The following is a 17,100-nucleotide window of genomic DNA, read 5'->3' as shown; positions in this document are numbered from 1 at the left end:
GGCGCCCGCGGACCCGCGGCGTTACGGAGGACCGGCGGCGCCGGCCTACCCGGCCCGGGCCGGTGTCCCGCGTGACGGCGAGAGCCGTACGGCCCTGCCCTGCGACAATGTGCGCAGGTTGCGTCCTGAGAAGTGGTGTACGGGCTCCCACCTGATCCGGGCGTTTGCCCCGGCGTCGGAGTGAGTGTCCGGATACAGGAACGGCCACCGGCTGATCTTCGAGATGTCGAAGCTCGAAGGAGATCAGCACGATGACCGCACCCGGCAGTGTGCCCCTGCACGCCCTCGCCCAAGACGACCTCGCCGCGGCGAGTCCCGATCTGCTGCGCGCGATGGTCAAGCCGTTCGCCGACGCACTCATGTCCGCGGAGGCCGACGCTCTCTGCAATGCCGAATACGGCCAGGTCAGCGAGGAGAGAGTCAACCACCGCAACGGATATCGCCCACGCGAGTGGGACACCCGGGCGGGGACCGTCGAACTCGCCATCCCCAAGCTCCGGTCCGGAAGTTACTTCCCGCACTGGCTCCTGGAACGACGGCGCCGGGCCGAGCAAGCCCTGATCTCGGTGGTCTCCACCGCCTACCTGCTCGGCGTCTCCACCCGCCGCGTCGAGAAACTCACCGAGTCCCTCGGGGTCACGCAGCTGTCGAAGTCCCAGGTCTCCGCGATGGCCAAGCACCTCGACGAGCAGGTCGCCGCCTTCCGCAACCGGCCACTGGAGGCCGGGCCTTACTCGTTCGTCTAGGTCGACGCATTGACGCAGAAGGTCCGCGAGGGTGGCCGCATCATCGACGTTCATGCGCTGGTCGCGGTCGGCGTCAACGCCGACGGGCACCGCGAGATCCTCGGCATCGACGCGGCACCCACGAACGTCAGCCGCTAGACAGTGTCGGGCACCACGGTCAGCCGACTCACCGTGGTGCCCGCGACCTCCCCCTTCGCGCCGGGAGTCAGACCGACCGCGGCCAGTACCTGCCAAGCCCGCGGCCTTGGCGAGTTGCGTGACGACTTCGCCGGCGGCTTCGGCTGTGACAGCAGGGCCCGTGAACAGCGCCGTCGCGGCGGCGACGGCGCTCAGGCGACTGCGCAGCCTTCGATGTCACACATGGGACTCCTGTGGCGGGACAGGTTTTGCGGGGTCAGCAACACCTTCCAGTGCGATGGCCCCGCGGTCCTCTGCATGCGTTGACCGTTACCAGCCGACGGCGACCAGCAGCCACTGCGGGTTGCTGTGGGAGATGAAGGAGGACTGACCCGCCACGTCGTCGTAGGGGAAGCCGTAGGCGAGGTTGTTGATGGCGTTGTCGTGCCAGAACTTGGCGTAGTAGTTCGCCGGGGCGGCCTTGTAGTACTGGCTCGGGTCGCCCTGCTGGGAGGCCGGCAGCGTGGCAACGTGGCGGTTGAGGGCCGCGCACATGTCGGGGTTGCTCGCCAGGGAGGCCGCGCAGCCGAAGATGTCGGACGTGGCGGCGTTGACGCCGACGGACTGGGCGTAGGAGGTGAAGTAGTTGGCGTTGGCGCCGCCCGCGCGGAAGCTCGGGTCGCTGCCAGGGGCGATGATCCGGTACGGCGCCTGGGTCTGGGCCAGTACCTTGAACTGGGACGGGACCGCGTCGGTGAAGCGCTGGAAGGTGGTGGCCCGGTCCTCGGCGAAGGTCTGCCGGTTCTCGCCGACCTCGACGTCGTAGCCGTCCTTGGCGTGCAGACGCATGGCGAGTTTGAGGCCGAAGGCGTCGACGCGTGTGGTGTTGCCGTTGAAGACGTTGTTGCCGACCGTGAACTCGATGAAGTCGTAGTAGGGGCTGTTGGGCGAGCCCAGGTAGAAGTACATGCGGCCTGCGGAGTTCGCCGGCATGTCGAGGTAGGGCTGTTCGGCGAGGGAGTGCGTCTGGCCGTTGAAGCTCCAGTAGACCTGGCTGTCGGGGTACTTGCCGTTGGTGCGGTTGAGGATCTTCACCTCTACGGCGTTCTGCGCGGGCGGGATATCGCTGGTGCCCCCCCAGAAGTCGTCCGGCGGTGTGGTGCCGCCGCCGGGGCCGTAGACCTGGAACTCCCACAGGGAGTAGCTGTATTGGGTCGCCCTTGCCGTTCCGTAGATGCGTACGTAGCGGCCGCTGCCGGTTACGGTCAGGTTCTGGGTGCCGCCGGTGGCGGTGGTGGTGGAGTAGACCGTCGTCCAGTTGGCCGCGTCGGTGGAGGTCTGGATCTGGTAGGCCTTGGCGTAGGCGGCCTCCCAGGTGAGGGTGACACGGCTGATCTGCTGGACGGAGCCGAGGTCCACCCGGAGCCATTGGGGGTCGGCGAAGGCCGAGGACCAGCGGGTGCCGGGATTGCCGTCCACGGCTGCGGTTGCGGGGAAGGAAGCGTTCTCGGTGGAGGACGCGGTGGCGGGCCGCCCTTGGGAGAGCAGTTGGTCGGCGGCTCGTGCGAGCGAGGGCGTCAGGGCGAGGAAGCAGGTGGCGAGGAGGGTGATCACCAGGCCGAGAGCCGTTCGGGAGCGCGCGGCACCGATCGCTGGTCTGTGCGTGAGCGCACTTGAGGAAGTCTGCATAGGAGTCTCCGGATGCCGAGTGGGCGTGCGTGGGGGCTGGAGGAGCAGCAGGCGTGAGAGCGCTCTCGGGATTTGTACTCCCGCCTCTGTCGGGCGTCAACAACTGAACGCGAAACTAACGGAGTTCACAGGGACAGGACCGGCGCACCTGCGTCTTGGACGATGGAGCCACGTACCGAACCGCCCGGCCTCTTCGGGAAGCGTTCAAGTGGCCGATCCCAAGCCCACTTCACCGTTCACCACTTGACGTGTCTGGTACAGACCCTTTCGGTTCCGGCCGACGCGCTTCATGAACGCACCCAGGCTTCAGGTCAGTTGAGCTGGCGTGTCGTCCCCGTGCCCCCTTGTTTCCGAAGGGCTGTGATCGTCCTCCATGGCCGGAACACGCCCCCACACGTTTCACCGAGGTACGGTGCAGCCTCGTCGTGGCCGCGCTCGCACTCTCGGCCCCTCTTCCGACAGCCTCCACCGCACTGGCCGCCCTCCCGAAGGCAGGCGACCAGTGTTGGGCCACGCACTACGGGACCAGCCACCGGACGCCCTGACCGCCGACGGAGAACTCTTCGACAACAACGCGGACACTCCTGCGACTTCTCTCAGCCGCCAGCCTCAGCTGCCGTTCGGCACCCGCGTCCAGGTCACCAATGTCGCCAACGGCAGCTCGCTGGTCGTACGCATCAACGACCGGGGCACCTTCGTCCAGACGCCCCAGGAACCCAAGTGCCACGCCGAGGCCGAGCCAGATCAGGCCCAGCGTGAGCGCCCTGCCGTCGAGGTGGAAGAGCAGGTAGAGGTCCACGATCGTGCAGAGGGTAGCTCAAGTGGCTGTTCTGTGCGCACGCAGGGTCACTGGATTGATTGCGGGAGCACCAACGGGACGAACGCCGGGCATGCGTACCCCCGCGGGCGAACGAAGCCTGGCCGGAAGCGCCAACTAGCTTCCTTCACAGCTTACTTCACTCCTTGACGAAAGCGGTCCAGACCTTTAGGTTCACGGCTCAGCACCCGCACCGCGTGACGCATCCACCGTTCATAAGGTGAACGCCGCCTCGGTTTGCTCATCCCCCCACGAAGGGCCCCTGTGCACATGCCCAAGCCTCTCCCCACGGCTGTCTCCCTCGCCGCTCTCTCCCTCGCTGCCGGCCTGCTCACCGCGTCCCCCGCGCAGGCGGCCACCGGCACCATCACCGGCCTCGCCGGCAAGTGCCTGGACGTCGCCGGGGCGAACTCCGCCGACGGCACGGCCGTCCAGCTCTACGACTGCAACGGCACCGCCGCCCAGCAGTGGACGGTCGGCAGCGACGGCACCCTCCGCGCCCTCGGCAAGTGCCTCGACGTCACCGGCAACTCGACGGCCGACGGCGCCTCGGTGCAGCTGTGGAGCTGTACCGGCGGCGCCAACCAGAAGTGGACGGTCTCCTCCGCAGGTGCCATCGTCAACCCGCAGGCGAACAAGTGCCTCGACGTCACCGGCAACGACTCCGCCAACGGCACCCGCATACAGATCTGGAGCTGCAGCGGCGGCGCCAACCAGAAGTGGACCGCGTCCGCCCCCGATGACGGCAGCACCCCGCCCACGCCGATGGCCGTAGCGCCGTACCTCTACAACGGCTGGGGCAGCCCGCCGAGCCCCACCACGGTCACCAACGCCACCGGCGTCAAGTACTTCACCCTCGCCTTCGTGCTCAGCAACGGCTACTGCAACCCCCAGTGGGACGGCGGCCGGGCGCTGACCGGCGGCGTCGACCAACAGACGATCAACACCGTCCGGGCGAACGGCGGTGACGTCGTACCGTCCTTCGGCGGCTGGAGCGGCAACAAGCTGGAGAGCTCGTGCTCCACCTCGGGTGAACTGGCGGCGGCCTACCAGAAGGTCATCAGCGCCTACGGGCTCAAGGCCATCGACATCGACCTCGAAGCCGACGCCTACAACAGCCCGACCGTGCAGCAGCGCACCGTCGACGCCCTGAAGACCGTCAAGGCCAACAACCCCGGCCTGAAGGTGTACGTCACCATCGGCACCGGCCAGAGCGGCCCTGACACCAGCCTGATCAACCGGGCCGCGGGCGCCGGTCTGACCGTCGACGCCTGGACGATCATGCCGTTCAATTTCGGCGGTGTGGGCCAGAGCATGGGCAACCTGTCCGTGCAGGCCGCCGAGGGCCTCAAGAACGCGCTGAAGAACGCGTACGGCTACAGCGACGACCAGGCCTACCGGTCCATGGGCATCTCGTCGATGAACGGCATCACCGACCAGAACGAGACCGTCACGGTGAACGACTTCCGGACGATGCTCGCCTACGCCCAGCAGCACCACCTGGCGCGGCTGACCTTCTGGTCCGTCAACCGCGACCGCCCGTGCACCGGCGGCCCCGCCGACAGCTGCTCCGGTGTGGGCCAGTCCGAGTGGGACTTCACCCGCGTCTTTGCCGCGTACACCGGCTGATCCAGCCACCCCCACCATCCGCCGACTCGATCGGCAAGGAGATTCCGTGCTCACTTCTTTGCGCACCGCGCTCAAGCGCCGCCGCAGATCCACTGCCGCCGCGCTGGTCACCACGGCCGTCGCCTCCCTGCTCACCACCGCACCCGCGCCCGCGAGTGCGGCGGCGAGTGCCGCCGAGGCACTGCCCACCGGCTTCGCCACCGTCATGAACGCCGCGAGCGGCAGGTGTCTGGACGCCTATGCGGCCGGCACCGCCAACGGCACCGTCGTGCAGCAGTACAAGTGCAACGGCACCACGGCCCAGCAGTGGAGCTTCACCACCACCAGCGACGGCTACGTCCGTATCAACAACCGCAACAACACCAGCCAGGTCGTGGACGTCGCCGACGTGTCCACGGCCGACAACGCGCCGGTCCATCTGTGGGCCTACGGCGGCGGTGCCAACCAGCAGTGGCTGCCGGTTCACGAGGGCGGCGGCGCCTACCACTTCGTCAACCGCAACAGCGGCAAGTGCCTGGACGACCCGGGCGCCTCGACCGCGGACAGCGTGCAGTTCGTGCAGTTCACCTGCAACGGCAGCGCCGCCCAGCGCTTCCAGGTGGTCCCCGTGACCCAGTCGAGCACGACCCCGGACCTCGGCCCGAACGTCGTCGTCTTCGACCCGTCCATGTCGGCGTCGACGATCCAGAGCAGGCTCAACACCATCTTCCAGCAGCAGGAGACGAACCAGTTCGGCTCCCAGCGCTACGCCGTCCTGTTCAAGCCGGGCTCCTACGACGCGGACGTCAACGTCGGCTTCTACACCCAGGTCGCCGGTCTCGGTCTGAGCCCGGACGCGGTCACGATCAACGGCGCGGTGCATGCGGAGGCCGACTGGTTCCAAGGCAACGCGACGCAGAACTTCTGGCGCGGCGCCGAGAACATGTCGGTCAACCCGAACGGCGGCAGCGACCGTTGGGCGGTCTCGCAGGCGTCGGCGTACCGCCGGATGCACCTGCGCGGCAACCTGGCCCTGGACGACAACGGCTGGTCCAGTGGCGGTCTGTTCGCCGACACCAAGGTCGACGGACAGGTCAACTCCGGCAGCCAGCAGCAGTGGCTGACCCGCAACTCCCAGCTCGGCAGTTGGACCGGCTCCAACTGGAACATGGTCTTCGTCGGCAGCCAGGGCGTCCCCACGACCAGCTTCCCCAGCCCGCCGTACACCACGGTCGCGCAGACCCCGGTCAGCCGTGAGAAGCCGTTCCTGTACGTCGACGAGAACGGCGCCTACCAGGTGTTCGTGCCGTCGCTGCGGTCCAACTCCACCGGCACGAGCTGGACGAACGGCGCATCCGGCAGCTCGCTGTCCCTGGACGCTTTCTACATCGTGAAGCCGGGCGCGACCGCCGCGGACATCAACGCCGCCCTCGCGGCGGGCAAGAACCTCCTCGTCACCCCAGGCGTCTACCACCTCGACCAGACCCTGCAGGTGAACCGCGCCAACACCGTCGTCCTCGGTCTGGGCCTCGCCACGTTCATCCCGGACAACGGTGTCACCGCCATGAAGGTCGCCGACGTCGACGGCGTGAAGGTCGCGGGCGTCCTCTTCGACGCCGGCACCACCAACTCGCCCACCCTGATGGAGATCGGCCCGACCGGCTCGTCCGCCTCGCACGCCGCCAACCCGACGTCCCTGCACGACGTGTACTTCCGCGTCGGCGGCGCCGCCGTCGGCAAGGCCACCACCAGCCTCGTCGTCAACAGCGACAACGTCATCGGCGACCACACCTGGATCTGGCGCGGCGACCACGGCACCGGCATCGGCTGGAACTCCAACACCGGCGACACCGGACTGATCGTCAACGGCGACAACGTCACCATGTACGGCCTGTTCGTCGAGCACTACCAGAAGTACCAGACCATCTGGAACGGCAACGGCGGCCGCACGTACTTCTATCAGAACGAGATGCCCTACGACCCGCCCAACCAGGCGGCCTGGATGAACGGCTCCACCCAGGGCTACGCCGCCTACAAGGTCGCCGACTCCGTCACCAGCCACCAGGCCTACGGGCTTGGCAGCTACTGCTACTTCAACGTCAACCCGAGCGTGGCCGCCGAGCGGGCCATCGAGGCGCCGAACAACTCCAATGTGCGCTTCACCAGCATGGTGACGGTCTCCCTCGGCGGCGTGGGCACCATCCGGCACGTCGTCAACAACACGGGCGGCCCGTCCAACTCCACGACCAACGTGGCCAATCTGACCAGCTACCCCTAAGCACACCAGCTCCGCCGACGGCCGTCCCTGCGCTCAAGGGACGGCCGTTTCACCCCCTACACCCAAGGAGCGTCCTCAACCATGCACAGACCCCGTTTCCTCGGCCGGTTCGCGGTCTTCGCCGTTCTCTCCGCGGTCCTCACCGCCCTGTTCACCGTGACGCCCGCCCAGGCCGCCGACGGCTCGATCACCGGGCTCGCCGGCAAGTGCGTCGACGTCGCAGGCGCCAGCAGCGCCAACGGGACCGCCGTACAGCTCTACGACTGCAACGGAACCGGCGCCCAGATCTGGTCCAACCCCGGTGACGGAACCCTGCGTGCGCTCGGCAAGTGCCTGGACGTCGTCGACCGCAGCACCGCCGACGGCGCTGCCGTCCAGCTGTGGGACTGTTCCGGCGGCGCCAACCAGCAGTGGGTGATCAGCTCCGCGCACGACATCGTCAACCCGGCCGCGAACAAGTGCCTGGACGTCACCGGCAACAACAGCGCCAACGGCACCCGGCTGCAGATCTGGACCTGCTCCGGCGGCGCGAACCAGAAGTGGAACGCGCCCGCGAGCGGTGGCGGCGGCACCCCGTCCGGATTCGTGGTCACCGAGTCGCAGTTCAACCAGATGTTCCCGAACCGGAATTCGTTCTACACCTACAGTGGCCTGACCGCCGCGCTGAGCGCCTACCCCGGCTTCGCCAACACCGGCAGCGACACGGTCAAGAAGCAGGAGGCCGCGGCCTTCCTCGCCAACGTCAATCACGAGACCGGCGGGCTCGTCCACATCGTCGAGCAGAACACCGCCAACTACCCCAACTACTGCGACTGGAGCCAGTGGTACGGCTGCCCGGCCGGCCAGGCCGCCTACTACGGTCGCGGCCCCATCCAGCTGTCCTGGAACTTCAACTACAAGGCCGCCGGTGACGCGCTCGGCATCGACCTGCTCAACAACCCCTGGCTGGTGCAGAACGACGCCTCCGTCGCCTGGAAGACCGGCCTGTGGTACTGGAACACCCAGACCGGCCCCGGCACCATGACCCCGCACAACGCCATGGTCAACCAGGCCGGCTTCGGCCAGACCATCCGCTCCATCAACGGCTCCCTGGAGTGCGACGGCAAGAACCCCGCGCAGGTGCAGAGCCGCGTGGACGCCTACAACCGGTTCACCTCGATCCTCGGCGTCACGCCGGGCGGCAACCTCTACTGCTGACGCCGTCCGCTCAGCTCAACAAGGAGTCCCCATGCGCAAGTTGAGATCCCTCGCCAACGTCCTTCTCGGCACACTCGGCGCGATGACGCTCGTCGTCGCGATCCCGGCGACCGCCCACGCAAACGTCCTGACCCTGCTGCCGCAGAACGCAAGCGGCCTGGAGCAGACCTTCTCCCCCGCCTACGACTACGACGGTGACGGCTGCTACGCCACCGCCGCCATCGGCGCCGACGGCACCATCAACCCCGGCCTGGCACTCGGCGGCGACGTCAACGGCAAGTGCCACGACCCCGCCCAGCTGAACAACGCCAACACCTACTCGCGCGAGAAGTGCAACAACGGCTGGTGCGCGGTCATGTACGCCAGTTACTTCGAGAAGGACCAGATCACGCTCGGCCCGGCGGCCCTCGGGCACACCCACGACTGGGAACACGTCATCGTGTGGATCAACAACAACGAGGTCCAGTACGTGTCGGTGTCCCAGCACGACACCTACCAGACGCTCGCACGGTCGGAGATCCGCTTCGACGGCACCCACCCGAAGATCGTGTACCACAAGGACGGCATCTCCAGCCACTGCTTCCGCTTCGCCAACAGCAACGACGAACCGGCGGAGAACGCCACCGGAAACTGGTTCTACCCGCGCCTCGTCGGCTGGGACGGTTACCCGGCCGGTTACCGCGACAAGCTGAGCAGCGCCGACTTCGGCTCGGCCACCTTCAAGATCGACGACGGCGACTTCCAGTGGGCTCTCGATTACACGAGCCCGGCCGGAATCCCCTTCGACCCGTACGCCTGACGCTCGGCCTTCCAGGCTGCCAACGGCACGTCGAAAAGGCCCCCGCAGGCTCTTGCCTGCGGGGGCCTCCCTTTCGGCGTTCGATGCGTCTCGGTGTCAGGCGAGGCTTGCGCGAGCCTCACGCGCCGCCCTTGCGAGGTCCCTGTCCGCCAGCCGCCGTCGACGTCCGCGAGCAGGGCACCGACGACGGTCGCCAGCGCGTATCCGACGTCCGCTGTGTGAGCTGGGGCGGGCTGGAGCCGGGGACGATCGGAGCGGCGATCACGGTGGGGGCCGGGATGGGTGTGGCCGACCACACCGTCCGTTCGGTTCTCCTCGGCCGCCCACAGGGGCCATCGGCTTTCGCCTGGCAGGCAACGACGACTCCTCATGTTCCGCGTCCGCAGTCGCACCGGGTTCATCGGCGCCTCGCGACGACAGCGACGGGTCTTGCACCGGACAGCTGTCCGGTGCAAGACCCGTTCGTCAGCCGTGAGTCGATGCATGAGGTACCCGGCGGAACCCCGGTGACCGGCTCCCTGCTCGCGGCCGGAAGCCGCCGAGCAACGGCTGCTAATCACCTGGCTGTATAGAGTCTCTCGATCTCGTCGGCGTACTTGGCGATGATGAAACGGCGCCTGAGCTTCAGGGTGGGGGTCAGCTCGTCACCACCCGGTTCCCAGGCGTGAGGAAGGATGGTCCATGAGCGGATGTGCTCGACACGGGAGAGACGAGCGTTGGCGGCATCAACGCCCGTGTACTGCGGCCTTGACGGCCGGGGACGCCGCCAACGCGGCAAGTGCCGTATCGGCCAGGCCGTGCTGAGCGGCGAAGGCCTGGGCATCGTCCGGGTCGAGGGTGAACAGGGCGCTGACATGGGGACGGCGGTCCCCGATCGCGATGGCGGCCGAGACGAGGGGGCAGGCGGTCTGAAGAGCGTTCTCGATGTTGGCGGGCGATATGTTCTTGCCCGACGCGTTGATGATCAGCTCTTTCTTGCGGTCGATGATGGTCACGTAGCCGTCCGCGTCGATTCGGCCGATGTCCCCGGTGTGGATCCAGCCGTCGGAGTCGATGGTCTCGGACGTCCTGGCAGGGTCGCCGCGGTACCCCTTCATGAGCGCGGCGCTCCGGACCAGGAGTTCGCCGTCTTCGGCCAGCCGGACTTCCGTACCGGGCAGGGGGGTTCCGACGGTGCCGAGGCGTGGCCTCGATGCGGTGTTGAGGGTGGTGACACCGGTGGTCTCGGACATGCCCCAGGCCTCGCTGATCGGCAGGCCCAGTGCGAACAGGAAGACCATCGCGTCCTGATCCAGTGGAGCGGAACCGGTGACGACGGTGCGGGTCTGGTCCAGGCCGATCTGCCCACGGATCCTGGCGAGCACAAGGCGGTCCGCGACCAGTTCAGCGAGCCGGGACCCGGGCGGGCGCCCGGGTCCCGGCTCGCGAGCGGATGGCTTCGCTGACTTCCGCGGGGGCTTCTTCGGGCATGAGGTGCCCGATACCCGTGAGGACGACTTCGTGACTGCCGGCGATGTCCCGACGGAAGTGCTGGCCGTCGATCAGGTCGCCGCGCAGGACCAGCGTCGGGGCGACGATCTCCGTGATCCGGCCGGAGCGGTCGGCCTGGTCGGTGTTGGCGAAATCGATGAAGGCGGACCGGTTGCCCGGCCGGTTCATCATCGCGGTGACCCGGTCGATCAAGACCTGGTCCACGTGCATGCGCGGGCCGACTGAGGAACGCAGATTCTGCTCGACCGCGCCGCTCGGTGCCCACCGGCGAAGCAGTGGGCGCAGCAGGGGATTGCGGGCCATCTTCAGTGCCGTCGGCAAGGACTTCTCGGGATAGCCCGTGGCGTTCATCAGGATCAACTTCCGCACCCGCTCCGGGTGCTCGACCGCCAGGTTCCAGGCGATGTTCCCGCCCAGCGAACTGCCGGCCACGTCCAGCTTGTCGAGGCCCAGGCCGGAGAGGAACTCCGCGACGAAGGACACGTAGGCCTCGATGCGGTAGTCCCGGTCGGGACGGGGGCCGGTGAGGCCGAAGGCCGGCAGGTCGAGCCGGATGACCTCGCAGACGGCCTTGAGGTCGTCGGCGATGGGGTCGAAGGCCTGAAGTGAGGAACCACTGCCGTGAAGCAGGAGCAGTGGCGAACCGCTGCCTTCTCGTTTGAAGTGCACCCGCACACCGTTCACCCAGGTGAAACGGGATTCCTCGTCGACGAAGGCGTCGCTGTACGCCTCAGTAGGTGTCATGTGTGGGCTCCGTCGAACATGCGCATCACGGAGGTGCGCTCAACTCGGGCAGGCAGGCCACGCAGCACCGCGTCCCGTGCCGTGCTGAGCGGCCCTGAGGGCACGGAAGCGATCTGGTTCATACGAATCGCCTGACGCTGGATCCAGCGGACTCGCGCGCGGCGTTCCTGTTCGTAGTCCCGGAAGGCGTCGGCCACCGAGGCGGTGGTGTCCAGGCGGCGTGCCAGCGCCGCGGCATCCTCGATGGCCTGACCGGCTCCCTGCCCAAGGTTGGGCAGCATCGGATGTGCGGCGTCCCCCAGCAGCGTCACGGCGCCGGATCCGCCGCGCCACGGCCGGTGTCGCAGCTCGACCTCAATGGTGTTCCTGGGCGCGGTGGCGGCCAGCAAGTCCCGTACCTGAGCAGGGAATTTCCGGTAGAGCCGTTGATAGAACGTCAGACGATCCGCCGGATCCCGCACGGGGCGGGTCGGTGTGGGGATCAGCGCGAACCAGGAGCTGCGTCCGTCGGGCAGCGGGATGATCCCGAACTGCAGCCGGTAGCCCCACCATTCGAGTACCTCGTCGGGAGGTTCCGCCGACATCTCGGTGACCCCGCGCAGGCAGGTCGTTCCCGAGTCCACGGCCGGTCGATCGCCGTGAAGGCGCGTTCGGATCAGGGAGTCGATGCCGTCAGCGGCCACCAGACCGCGCCCCTGCAGACGCTCGCCCGAGCGCAGGTACACCGCTACCCCGTCGGCGCCCGTCTCGAATCCGATCACGGGATCATCCGTGAGCAGGCATCCGTCGCGAAGCACGGAGAGCAGTACTTCGTGGAGGTCGGCGCGGTGGATCCCGAGCGCGGGAGCGCCGACGGTTCCTTCCACGTCCTCGGCGCTCACCTCGGTGAGGACCTTGCCGGTGACCGACATGATCGAGGTGTGTGCGACTCGCTGCCCTTTCTCTGCCACCTGACGGCCGATGTTCAGCTCGCTGAGCACCTGCACGGTGTTGGGCTGCAGGAGGATGCTCGTGTTGATCGCCGTCGGCCGGGGTGCCGCCTCGATGATCGCCCATGGGATGCCACGCCGCTGGAGGGCCACTGCGGTGGTCAGTCCACCGACACCCGCTCCTGCGATCAGTACATGATCAGGTGATGTCGACAACGACTTTCCCCTTCGCACGTCCGCGCTCGACGTACTCCTGAGCCGCGGCGATGTCGGCCAGTGGATACGTCCGGTCGATGACGGCGCGCACCTTGCCCTCGGCGGCCAGGCGGGCCAGCAGCTCCAGTGCCGCGCGGTCGGGGCCGAACAGGCTCCAGCCGTAACGTCGGCGGCGCAGAGCCTGACGGAGGCGTCGGCCGATGAGGGTTGCGGCGGCCTGAACCCCGCCGAGAAGCAGGCCCTTGTCATCCACAAGGCGCATCAGGGGGTGTACGAGCGTGCCGTAACCGGCTCCTGGTCCGCGGCGCAGAATGGAGAGCATCTTCCGTTCGTCGGCGTCGTCGGCCAGGCAGACGGCGAAGTCGAAGCCGCGCAGATGCTCCGCGAAATCCTGTGTCCGGTAGTTGATCACCTGATCCGCGCCGAGGCTCTCGCACAGTTCAATACCCGCAGGCCCGGCCGTGGTGGCCACATGGGCACCCAGCGCCTTGCAGACCTGCAGGGTGACCACGCCCGTCCCGCCCGAGCCACCCTGCAGGAACACCCGCTTTCCAGTAGCGGTCTCGGGCCGGAAACCGGCATCGCGCAACGCGGCCCACGCCGACAGGAACGCATAAGGCAGCGCGGCGGCTTCGCGGTAGGACAGCTCCGCGGGCTTGGCCACGACATCGTCGGCCTTGACGACGCAGTATTCGGAGTACGTCCCCTGCGGCGAGGGCCTTTTGGCGCCGAATACGGCGTCCCCGGGCTTCACGGCGGTAACCCCTGGCCCAACAGCCACGATGTCCCCGGAAACGTCGTTGCCCAGGACGAGGGGGAATCCGGTGAGCCCCCGCAGCTTCATCAGCTGCCGGCCGTAGCCGCTCCGTCTGCGGCAGTCGATCGGATTGACCGAGGTGGCCCGTTGCCGCACAAGGACTTCGCCCTCGCCCGGCGTGGGAGCCGGCGCGTCGTCGACCACCTCGAAGACGTCCTGAGCTGCGCCGAACCGGTCGGCGTGGGCGGCCCGCATGCGACTCGGAATCGCGGGTGTGGTGCTGGAGGTCATAACGGCTACGCTAGCACCGAAAAGCACTTTACGGCTACAAGGACTCCGTAATCCGATCGTCGGCAGGAAATTCGGGGCCGACCCGACCGTCAACTCCCGTGAGGAAGACGCCGTCGTGGCGGTCCGCGGCGCAACCGGAGGGCAGGGCGCCGACATCGTCCCGGAATGCTCGGGGGCCCCGAGCGCGGTCGACGACGCTCTGCGCATGGCCAGGCGTTCCGGGAAGGTCGTGCTCGTCAGGTTCTTCGACCGGCCGGTACTGGCCGACCTCAACCACGCGGTGATGAACGGCATCTCCATCGAGACAGTGCGGGGCGAGGGAACCGGCTCAGTAGCCAGAGCGGTTTCCCTGGCGGGCCGCGGACGGCTCCGCGCCTCCGAACTGGTGACACACCATTTCGCCCTTGAGGACGTCGCGGAAGCCTTTGACACATACGCGGAGCGGAGAGGCGACGCCATCAAGGTGATGCTGGACGTGTCCGAGGACACGGAGCAGTCCCGTGTCGGCTGAGAGCCCATCGCGGCTGGTGCCCAGCGCCACGGCCCCGGAACGTGAAGCGGTGGCTGCCGCCATGGCCGGTGCGGCAGCGGCATGGCTGCGCTCTCTGACGCCGGAGCAGGTGGCCGTCGCCCAGTGCGGCCCCCGCTGACGCCGGGAGCGGAGGCTGAGCGACTGAAGTGGTTCTACACGCCAACTGATCACGGTGGGCTGGCCATCCGGAATCAGACGCCCGATCAGGAGAGCCTCGCCATGCAGCTGGTGGCGTCCGGAGTGTCCAAGGCGGAATTCGCCACGGTCGCCACGGTGATGGGCCTGGAGAACGTTCTCGACAGGTCGAGGGCTGGCAGGTCAACTGGGGCCGGCAGCGGGGCCGCGACCCCGGCCTGTACTGGCTCAGGCTCTTCGGCGGGCCCGGGGACCCCATCTGGGCGTGGCGATTCGGTGGTCACCATATTTCCCTGAACAACCTGATCGTCGCGGGCCGAGTCGTGTCGACGACTCCGTGCTTCATGGGCGCCGACCCGGCGGAGAGCGCGCTCCTGGGTGGATCGTTGCGCCCCCTTCATGGACTGGAGCATGCGGCCCGGCAGTTGGTCGCGTCGCTTGGCGCGAGGCAGCGGCGGCGAGCGTTCCTCCATGAACGAGCCGTGTCCGACATCGTGTCGGGCAACAGGGCGACCGTCGCACATGGCGACACCATGATGCACATGCAGGATCTGTGGCGTGGACAGTGCGCGGACCCGAGGCTGGCAGCCCTCGTCGACGACATCGACCGGCGCGCGGAGGAAGGCAGCGGGTACACCGAGAGGGACCATGCCGCCGTGGCGATCTCCATCAGGCCTGTCCGGACCTACGGCTTGCCTACGCGGAGCGCGCAGCGGCACTTCGGGCACGCAGCGGAGCGGATGCCAGGGACAGGGGTACGCCCTCAACACCCCTCCTGTCCGAGTCGGGCCATGCCCTCCTCGGCGCACCGGACCACCTCGGCGTCGAGGTTTCCGAAGTCCTGTCCCGCCATGGCTCCGGCCGCGACCCGGGCAGCGATCCCCTGCACGATGACGGCGAACTTGAAGTGGGCGAAGGCCTCGTAGAAGGCGAGGTGGTCCAAGGGGGCACCAGTCGCCGCCGCGTAGCGCTCCGCGAGGCACGCCCGGCCCGGGACCCCGGCTTCCGTCGTCACGGTCGGTATGAGCGGTGACCCGGTCTCGCCCGCCTCGCGCCAGTAGAACAACAGCAGCCCGAGATCGGTCATCGGGTCGCCGAGCGTGGAGAGTTCCCAGTCGAGTACGGTGGCGACGCGGCCTGAGTCGGCCAGGTCCATCAGGCAGTTGTCGAGCCGGAAGTCGCCGTTCACGACCGAGGACCTCGGCACGGCAACCTTGTCGAGCATCGCTGCGAGCCCGGCGCCAAGTGCGTCGAACGCGGGAACGTCGTGCGTCCTCGATTTCGTCCACTGTCCCTGCCACAGCCGCACCTGCCGCTCCAGGAAGCCGGCCGGCCTGCCGAAGCCCGCGAGTCCGACCTCGGCAGGGTCGACGGCGTGCAGCGCGGCGAGGACGTCGACCAGCGCGTCGGCGAGTGCGGTACGGTCCGGCGCCGTGTCGGCGTAGCCCGGCGGGAAAGCGTCACGGATGACGTAGCCGGGCACCTTCTCCATCACGTAGAACGGCGCACCGATCAGTTCGCCCTGCACGTCCTCCAGCAGAACTGCGGCCACTGGGACGGCCGTGTCCCTCAATGCCCGTTGGACCCGCACCTCGCGTCCCATGTCATGCGCGCGGGCAAGCAGTTCCCCGGACGGGGGGCGGCGCAGGACGACCGCGCCCGCCTCACTGGTGATCTCGAACGTGAGATTGGATTTACCGCCGGCCAGCAGTGTCGCGTCGAGCCGGAGCCAGCGCTCGTCGTCGAGGGCCGCGGCCAGGGCCGGCGCCAGCCTGTCCAGCCGCACCAGTGATGAAAAGTCCACCTCCATCCCCTTCGCCCGTTCTGCCTGGTTTCGGTCGTGGGAGCGGTGCCGCAGCACATAACGGATACACTAGCACCGAAAAGATTATTATTGGATACTTTGACTCCGCAAGTATCCGGTTACTCTCGATGACTCGACGAGGAGGGAAGATTTCGTGGCTTCAGAAGTGCCTGCCGTCCCGGGCAGTCCCGCCTGGTGGGCGAGCCGCCCGCCCGCTCCCACCTACCGTCGGGGCCGTCCGCCCCTGGATGTCGGCCGCATCATCGACGTGGCACTGAAACTCGTGGACGAGGTCGGAGTCCAAGCACTCACCCTGCGGATGCTCGCCGACACTCTGGAGTCGGGTACGGCGACGCTCTACCGGCACTTCAGCGGCAAGGATGAACTGCTGACTCACGTGGTCGACCGGATCTTCGGCGAGGTACGGGTGCCGTCGGAAGCGCTGGACGGTCTGTCCTGGCGTGAAGCCGCGACGGTGGGCGCGGAGGCCTTCTACGACACCCTGTGCCGGCATCCCAACGCGCTGCCCCTGCTGGTGGCGCAGGTTCCCGTCGGCCCCAACGGTCTCGTCAACCGTGAGCGCATCCTCGGACTGCTCCTGAGCCACGGGTTCTCGGTCGGCCTGGCCGCCCGCGCCTTCACCGCTCTCGGCCACTACGTGATCGGCTTCGCCATCCAGCAGCACGGCCCCGGAGCCGCGCGGCCCGAGGACGCGGCACAACTGCGGGACTACTACCGCTCTCTCGATCCGGCTGCCTACCCGGCCACGACGGCCGCGGCTGAGGAGCTGACCTCCGTGCCGCTGCGCGAGGAGTTCCGGTTCGGATTGGATCTTCTCCTCGACGGGCTCGAACGGGTCAGTAATCCGGTCGCCTGACGGCGACACCCTGTGTGCGTGAAAATCGGTGCGTGGTCGTCCGGCGGACGTCGTCTCGCCTTGGCGCGTTCCG

The 17,100-nt window shown here is 67.9% G+C and carries 14 protein-coding genes and 2 pseudogenes; 9 read left to right on the top strand and 7 right to left on the bottom strand.

From position 1 onward, the window contains the following. Positions 1-251: 251 nt before the first annotated feature. A pseudogene (locus ACZ3TS_RS01925) lies at positions 252-857 on the top strand (IS256 family transposase); the annotation flags it as partial. Positions 858-1,193: 336 nt separating this feature from the next. Here ACZ3TS_RS01925 and ACZ3TS_RS01920 read toward each other — a convergent pair. Both ACZ3TS_RS01920 and ACZ3TS_RS01915 read right to left on the bottom strand, forming a co-directional pair. Continuing rightward, the gene (locus tag ACZ3TS_RS01920; RefSeq protein WP_467612665.1) at positions 1,194-2,552 is read right to left on the bottom strand and encodes a beta-1,3-glucanase family protein; all 1,359 of its coding nucleotides are present in this window, start codon (positions 2,550-2,552) and stop codon (positions 1,194-1,196) included. Between the two features lie 517 nt (positions 2,553-3,069). After that, entirely contained in the window at positions 3,070-3,351 is a 282-nt protein-coding gene (locus ACZ3TS_RS01915; RefSeq protein ID WP_467612662.1) for a hypothetical protein, read from the bottom strand. A gap of 288 nt (positions 3,352-3,639) precedes the next feature. On the opposite strand from ACZ3TS_RS01915, the gene ACZ3TS_RS01910 reads away from it, so the two are divergent. The 4 genes from ACZ3TS_RS01910 to ACZ3TS_RS01895 all read left to right on the top strand — a co-directional run bounded on the left by ACZ3TS_RS01910 (position 3,640) and on the right by ACZ3TS_RS01895 (position 9,251). Then, positions 3,640-4,998: a lectin gene (locus tag ACZ3TS_RS01910; RefSeq protein WP_467612659.1), complete on the top strand. Its 1,359-nt coding sequence runs from the start codon at positions 3,640-3,642 to the stop codon at positions 4,996-4,998. Between the two features lie 103 nt (positions 4,999-5,101). After that, on the top strand, positions 5,102-7,255 hold the full coding sequence (locus ACZ3TS_RS01905; protein ID WP_467613365.1) for an RICIN domain-containing protein: 2,154 nt from the start codon (positions 5,102-5,104) through the stop codon (positions 7,253-7,255). A gap of 81 nt (positions 7,256-7,336) precedes the next feature. Next, positions 7,337-8,452 (top strand): glycoside hydrolase family 19 protein, encoded by a 1,116-nt coding sequence (locus tag ACZ3TS_RS01900; RefSeq protein ID WP_467612656.1) that lies wholly within the window; start codon positions 7,337-7,339, stop codon positions 8,450-8,452. Between the two features lie 31 nt (positions 8,453-8,483). After that, the gene (locus ACZ3TS_RS01895) at positions 8,484-9,251 is read left to right on the top strand and encodes an NPP1 family protein (protein ID WP_467612653.1); all 768 of its coding nucleotides are present in this window, start codon (positions 8,484-8,486) and stop codon (positions 9,249-9,251) included. Between the two features lie 725 nt (positions 9,252-9,976). On the opposite strand, the gene ACZ3TS_RS01890 is transcribed toward ACZ3TS_RS01895, so the two are convergent. Genes ACZ3TS_RS01890 through ACZ3TS_RS01875 form a run of 4 tightly spaced genes read right to left on the bottom strand, consistent with a single transcriptional unit; the run spans position 9,977 to position 13,679 of the window. Continuing rightward, a complete protein-coding gene (locus ACZ3TS_RS01890) occupies positions 9,977-10,615 on the bottom strand; it encodes an AMP-binding protein (protein ID WP_467612651.1) in 639 nt (212 codons plus the stop codon). A 19-nt stretch (positions 10,616-10,634) separates the two neighbouring features. Then, positions 10,635-11,486 carry an alpha/beta fold hydrolase gene (locus ACZ3TS_RS01885; RefSeq protein ID WP_467612648.1) on the bottom strand — a complete coding sequence of 284 codons (852 nt, stop codon included), beginning with the start codon at positions 11,484-11,486 and terminating at the stop codon, positions 10,635-10,637. Next, complete coding sequence (locus tag ACZ3TS_RS01880) at positions 11,483-12,631, bottom strand: FAD-dependent monooxygenase (protein ID WP_467612645.1); 1,149 nt, start codon at positions 12,629-12,631, stop codon at positions 11,483-11,485. Before ACZ3TS_RS01880 ends, ACZ3TS_RS01885 begins: the two co-directional genes overlap by 4 nt. Next, on the bottom strand, positions 12,615-13,679 hold the full coding sequence (locus ACZ3TS_RS01875; RefSeq protein WP_467612642.1) for a zinc-binding dehydrogenase: 1,065 nt from the start codon (positions 13,677-13,679) through the stop codon (positions 12,615-12,617). Before ACZ3TS_RS01875 ends, ACZ3TS_RS01880 begins: the two co-directional genes overlap by 17 nt. Between ACZ3TS_RS01875 and ACZ3TS_RS01870 the strand changes: the two genes are divergently transcribed. From ACZ3TS_RS01870 to ACZ3TS_RS01860, 3 genes and pseudogenes are all read left to right on the top strand, one after another. Next, a complete protein-coding gene (locus tag ACZ3TS_RS01870; RefSeq protein ID WP_467612639.1) occupies positions 13,663-14,190 on the top strand; it encodes a zinc-binding dehydrogenase in 528 nt (175 codons plus the stop codon). The genes ACZ3TS_RS01875 and ACZ3TS_RS01870 overlap by 17 nt on opposite strands. A gap of 81 nt (positions 14,191-14,271) precedes the next feature. Further along, entirely contained in the window at positions 14,272-14,643 is a 372-nt protein-coding gene (locus ACZ3TS_RS01865; RefSeq protein WP_467612635.1) for a DUF3500 domain-containing protein, read from the top strand. Further along, a pseudogene (locus tag ACZ3TS_RS01860) lies at positions 14,565-14,804 on the top strand (DUF3500 domain-containing protein); the annotation flags it as partial. The gene ACZ3TS_RS01865 and the pseudogene ACZ3TS_RS01860, both read left to right, overlap by 79 nt. Positions 14,805-15,109: 305 nt before the next feature. Here ACZ3TS_RS01860 and ACZ3TS_RS01855 read toward each other — a convergent pair. After that, positions 15,110-16,150, bottom strand: a complete 1,041-nt coding sequence (locus ACZ3TS_RS01855) for a phosphotransferase family protein (protein ID WP_467612632.1) — start codon at positions 16,148-16,150, stop codon at positions 15,110-15,112. A gap of 154 nt (positions 16,151-16,304) precedes the next feature. Between ACZ3TS_RS01855 and ACZ3TS_RS01850 the strand changes: the two genes are divergently transcribed. Next, positions 16,305-17,027 carry a TetR/AcrR family transcriptional regulator gene (locus ACZ3TS_RS01850; protein ID WP_467612629.1) on the top strand — a complete coding sequence of 241 codons (723 nt, stop codon included), beginning with the start codon at positions 16,305-16,307 and terminating at the stop codon, positions 17,025-17,027. Positions 17,028-17,100: the final 73 nt, after the last annotated feature.

It is taken from the genome of Streptomyces sp. NPDC022910, assembly GCF_055561075.1.
The sequence above is the reverse complement of the archived record's forward strand: the minus strand, read 5'-3'. Positions and strand labels throughout refer to the sequence as shown.

What these genes read in the sequence shown, in the direction of transcription:
- ACZ3TS_RS01875 (WP_467612642.1), bottom strand. Translation starts at nt 13,679, where the DNA reads ATGACCTCCAGCACCACACCCGCGATTCCGAGTCGCATGCGGGCCGCC.
- ACZ3TS_RS01920 (WP_467612665.1), bottom strand. Translation starts at nt 2,552, where the DNA reads ATGCAGACTTCCTCAAGTGCGCTCACGCACAGACCAGCGATCGGTGCC.
- ACZ3TS_RS01885 (WP_467612648.1), bottom strand. Translation starts at nt 11,486, where the DNA reads ATGACACCTACTGAGGCGTACAGCGACGCCTTCGTCGACGAGGAATCC.
- ACZ3TS_RS01865 (WP_467612635.1), top strand. Translation starts at nt 14,272, where the DNA reads ATGGCTGCGCTCTCTGACGCCGGAGCAGGTGGCCGTCGCCCAGTGCGG.
- ACZ3TS_RS01910 (WP_467612659.1), top strand. Translation starts at nt 3,640, where the DNA reads ATGCCCAAGCCTCTCCCCACGGCTGTCTCCCTCGCCGCTCTCTCCCTC.
- ACZ3TS_RS01900 (WP_467612656.1), top strand. Translation starts at nt 7,337, where the DNA reads ATGCACAGACCCCGTTTCCTCGGCCGGTTCGCGGTCTTCGCCGTTCTC.
- ACZ3TS_RS01895 (WP_467612653.1), top strand. Translation starts at nt 8,484, where the DNA reads ATGCGCAAGTTGAGATCCCTCGCCAACGTCCTTCTCGGCACACTCGGC.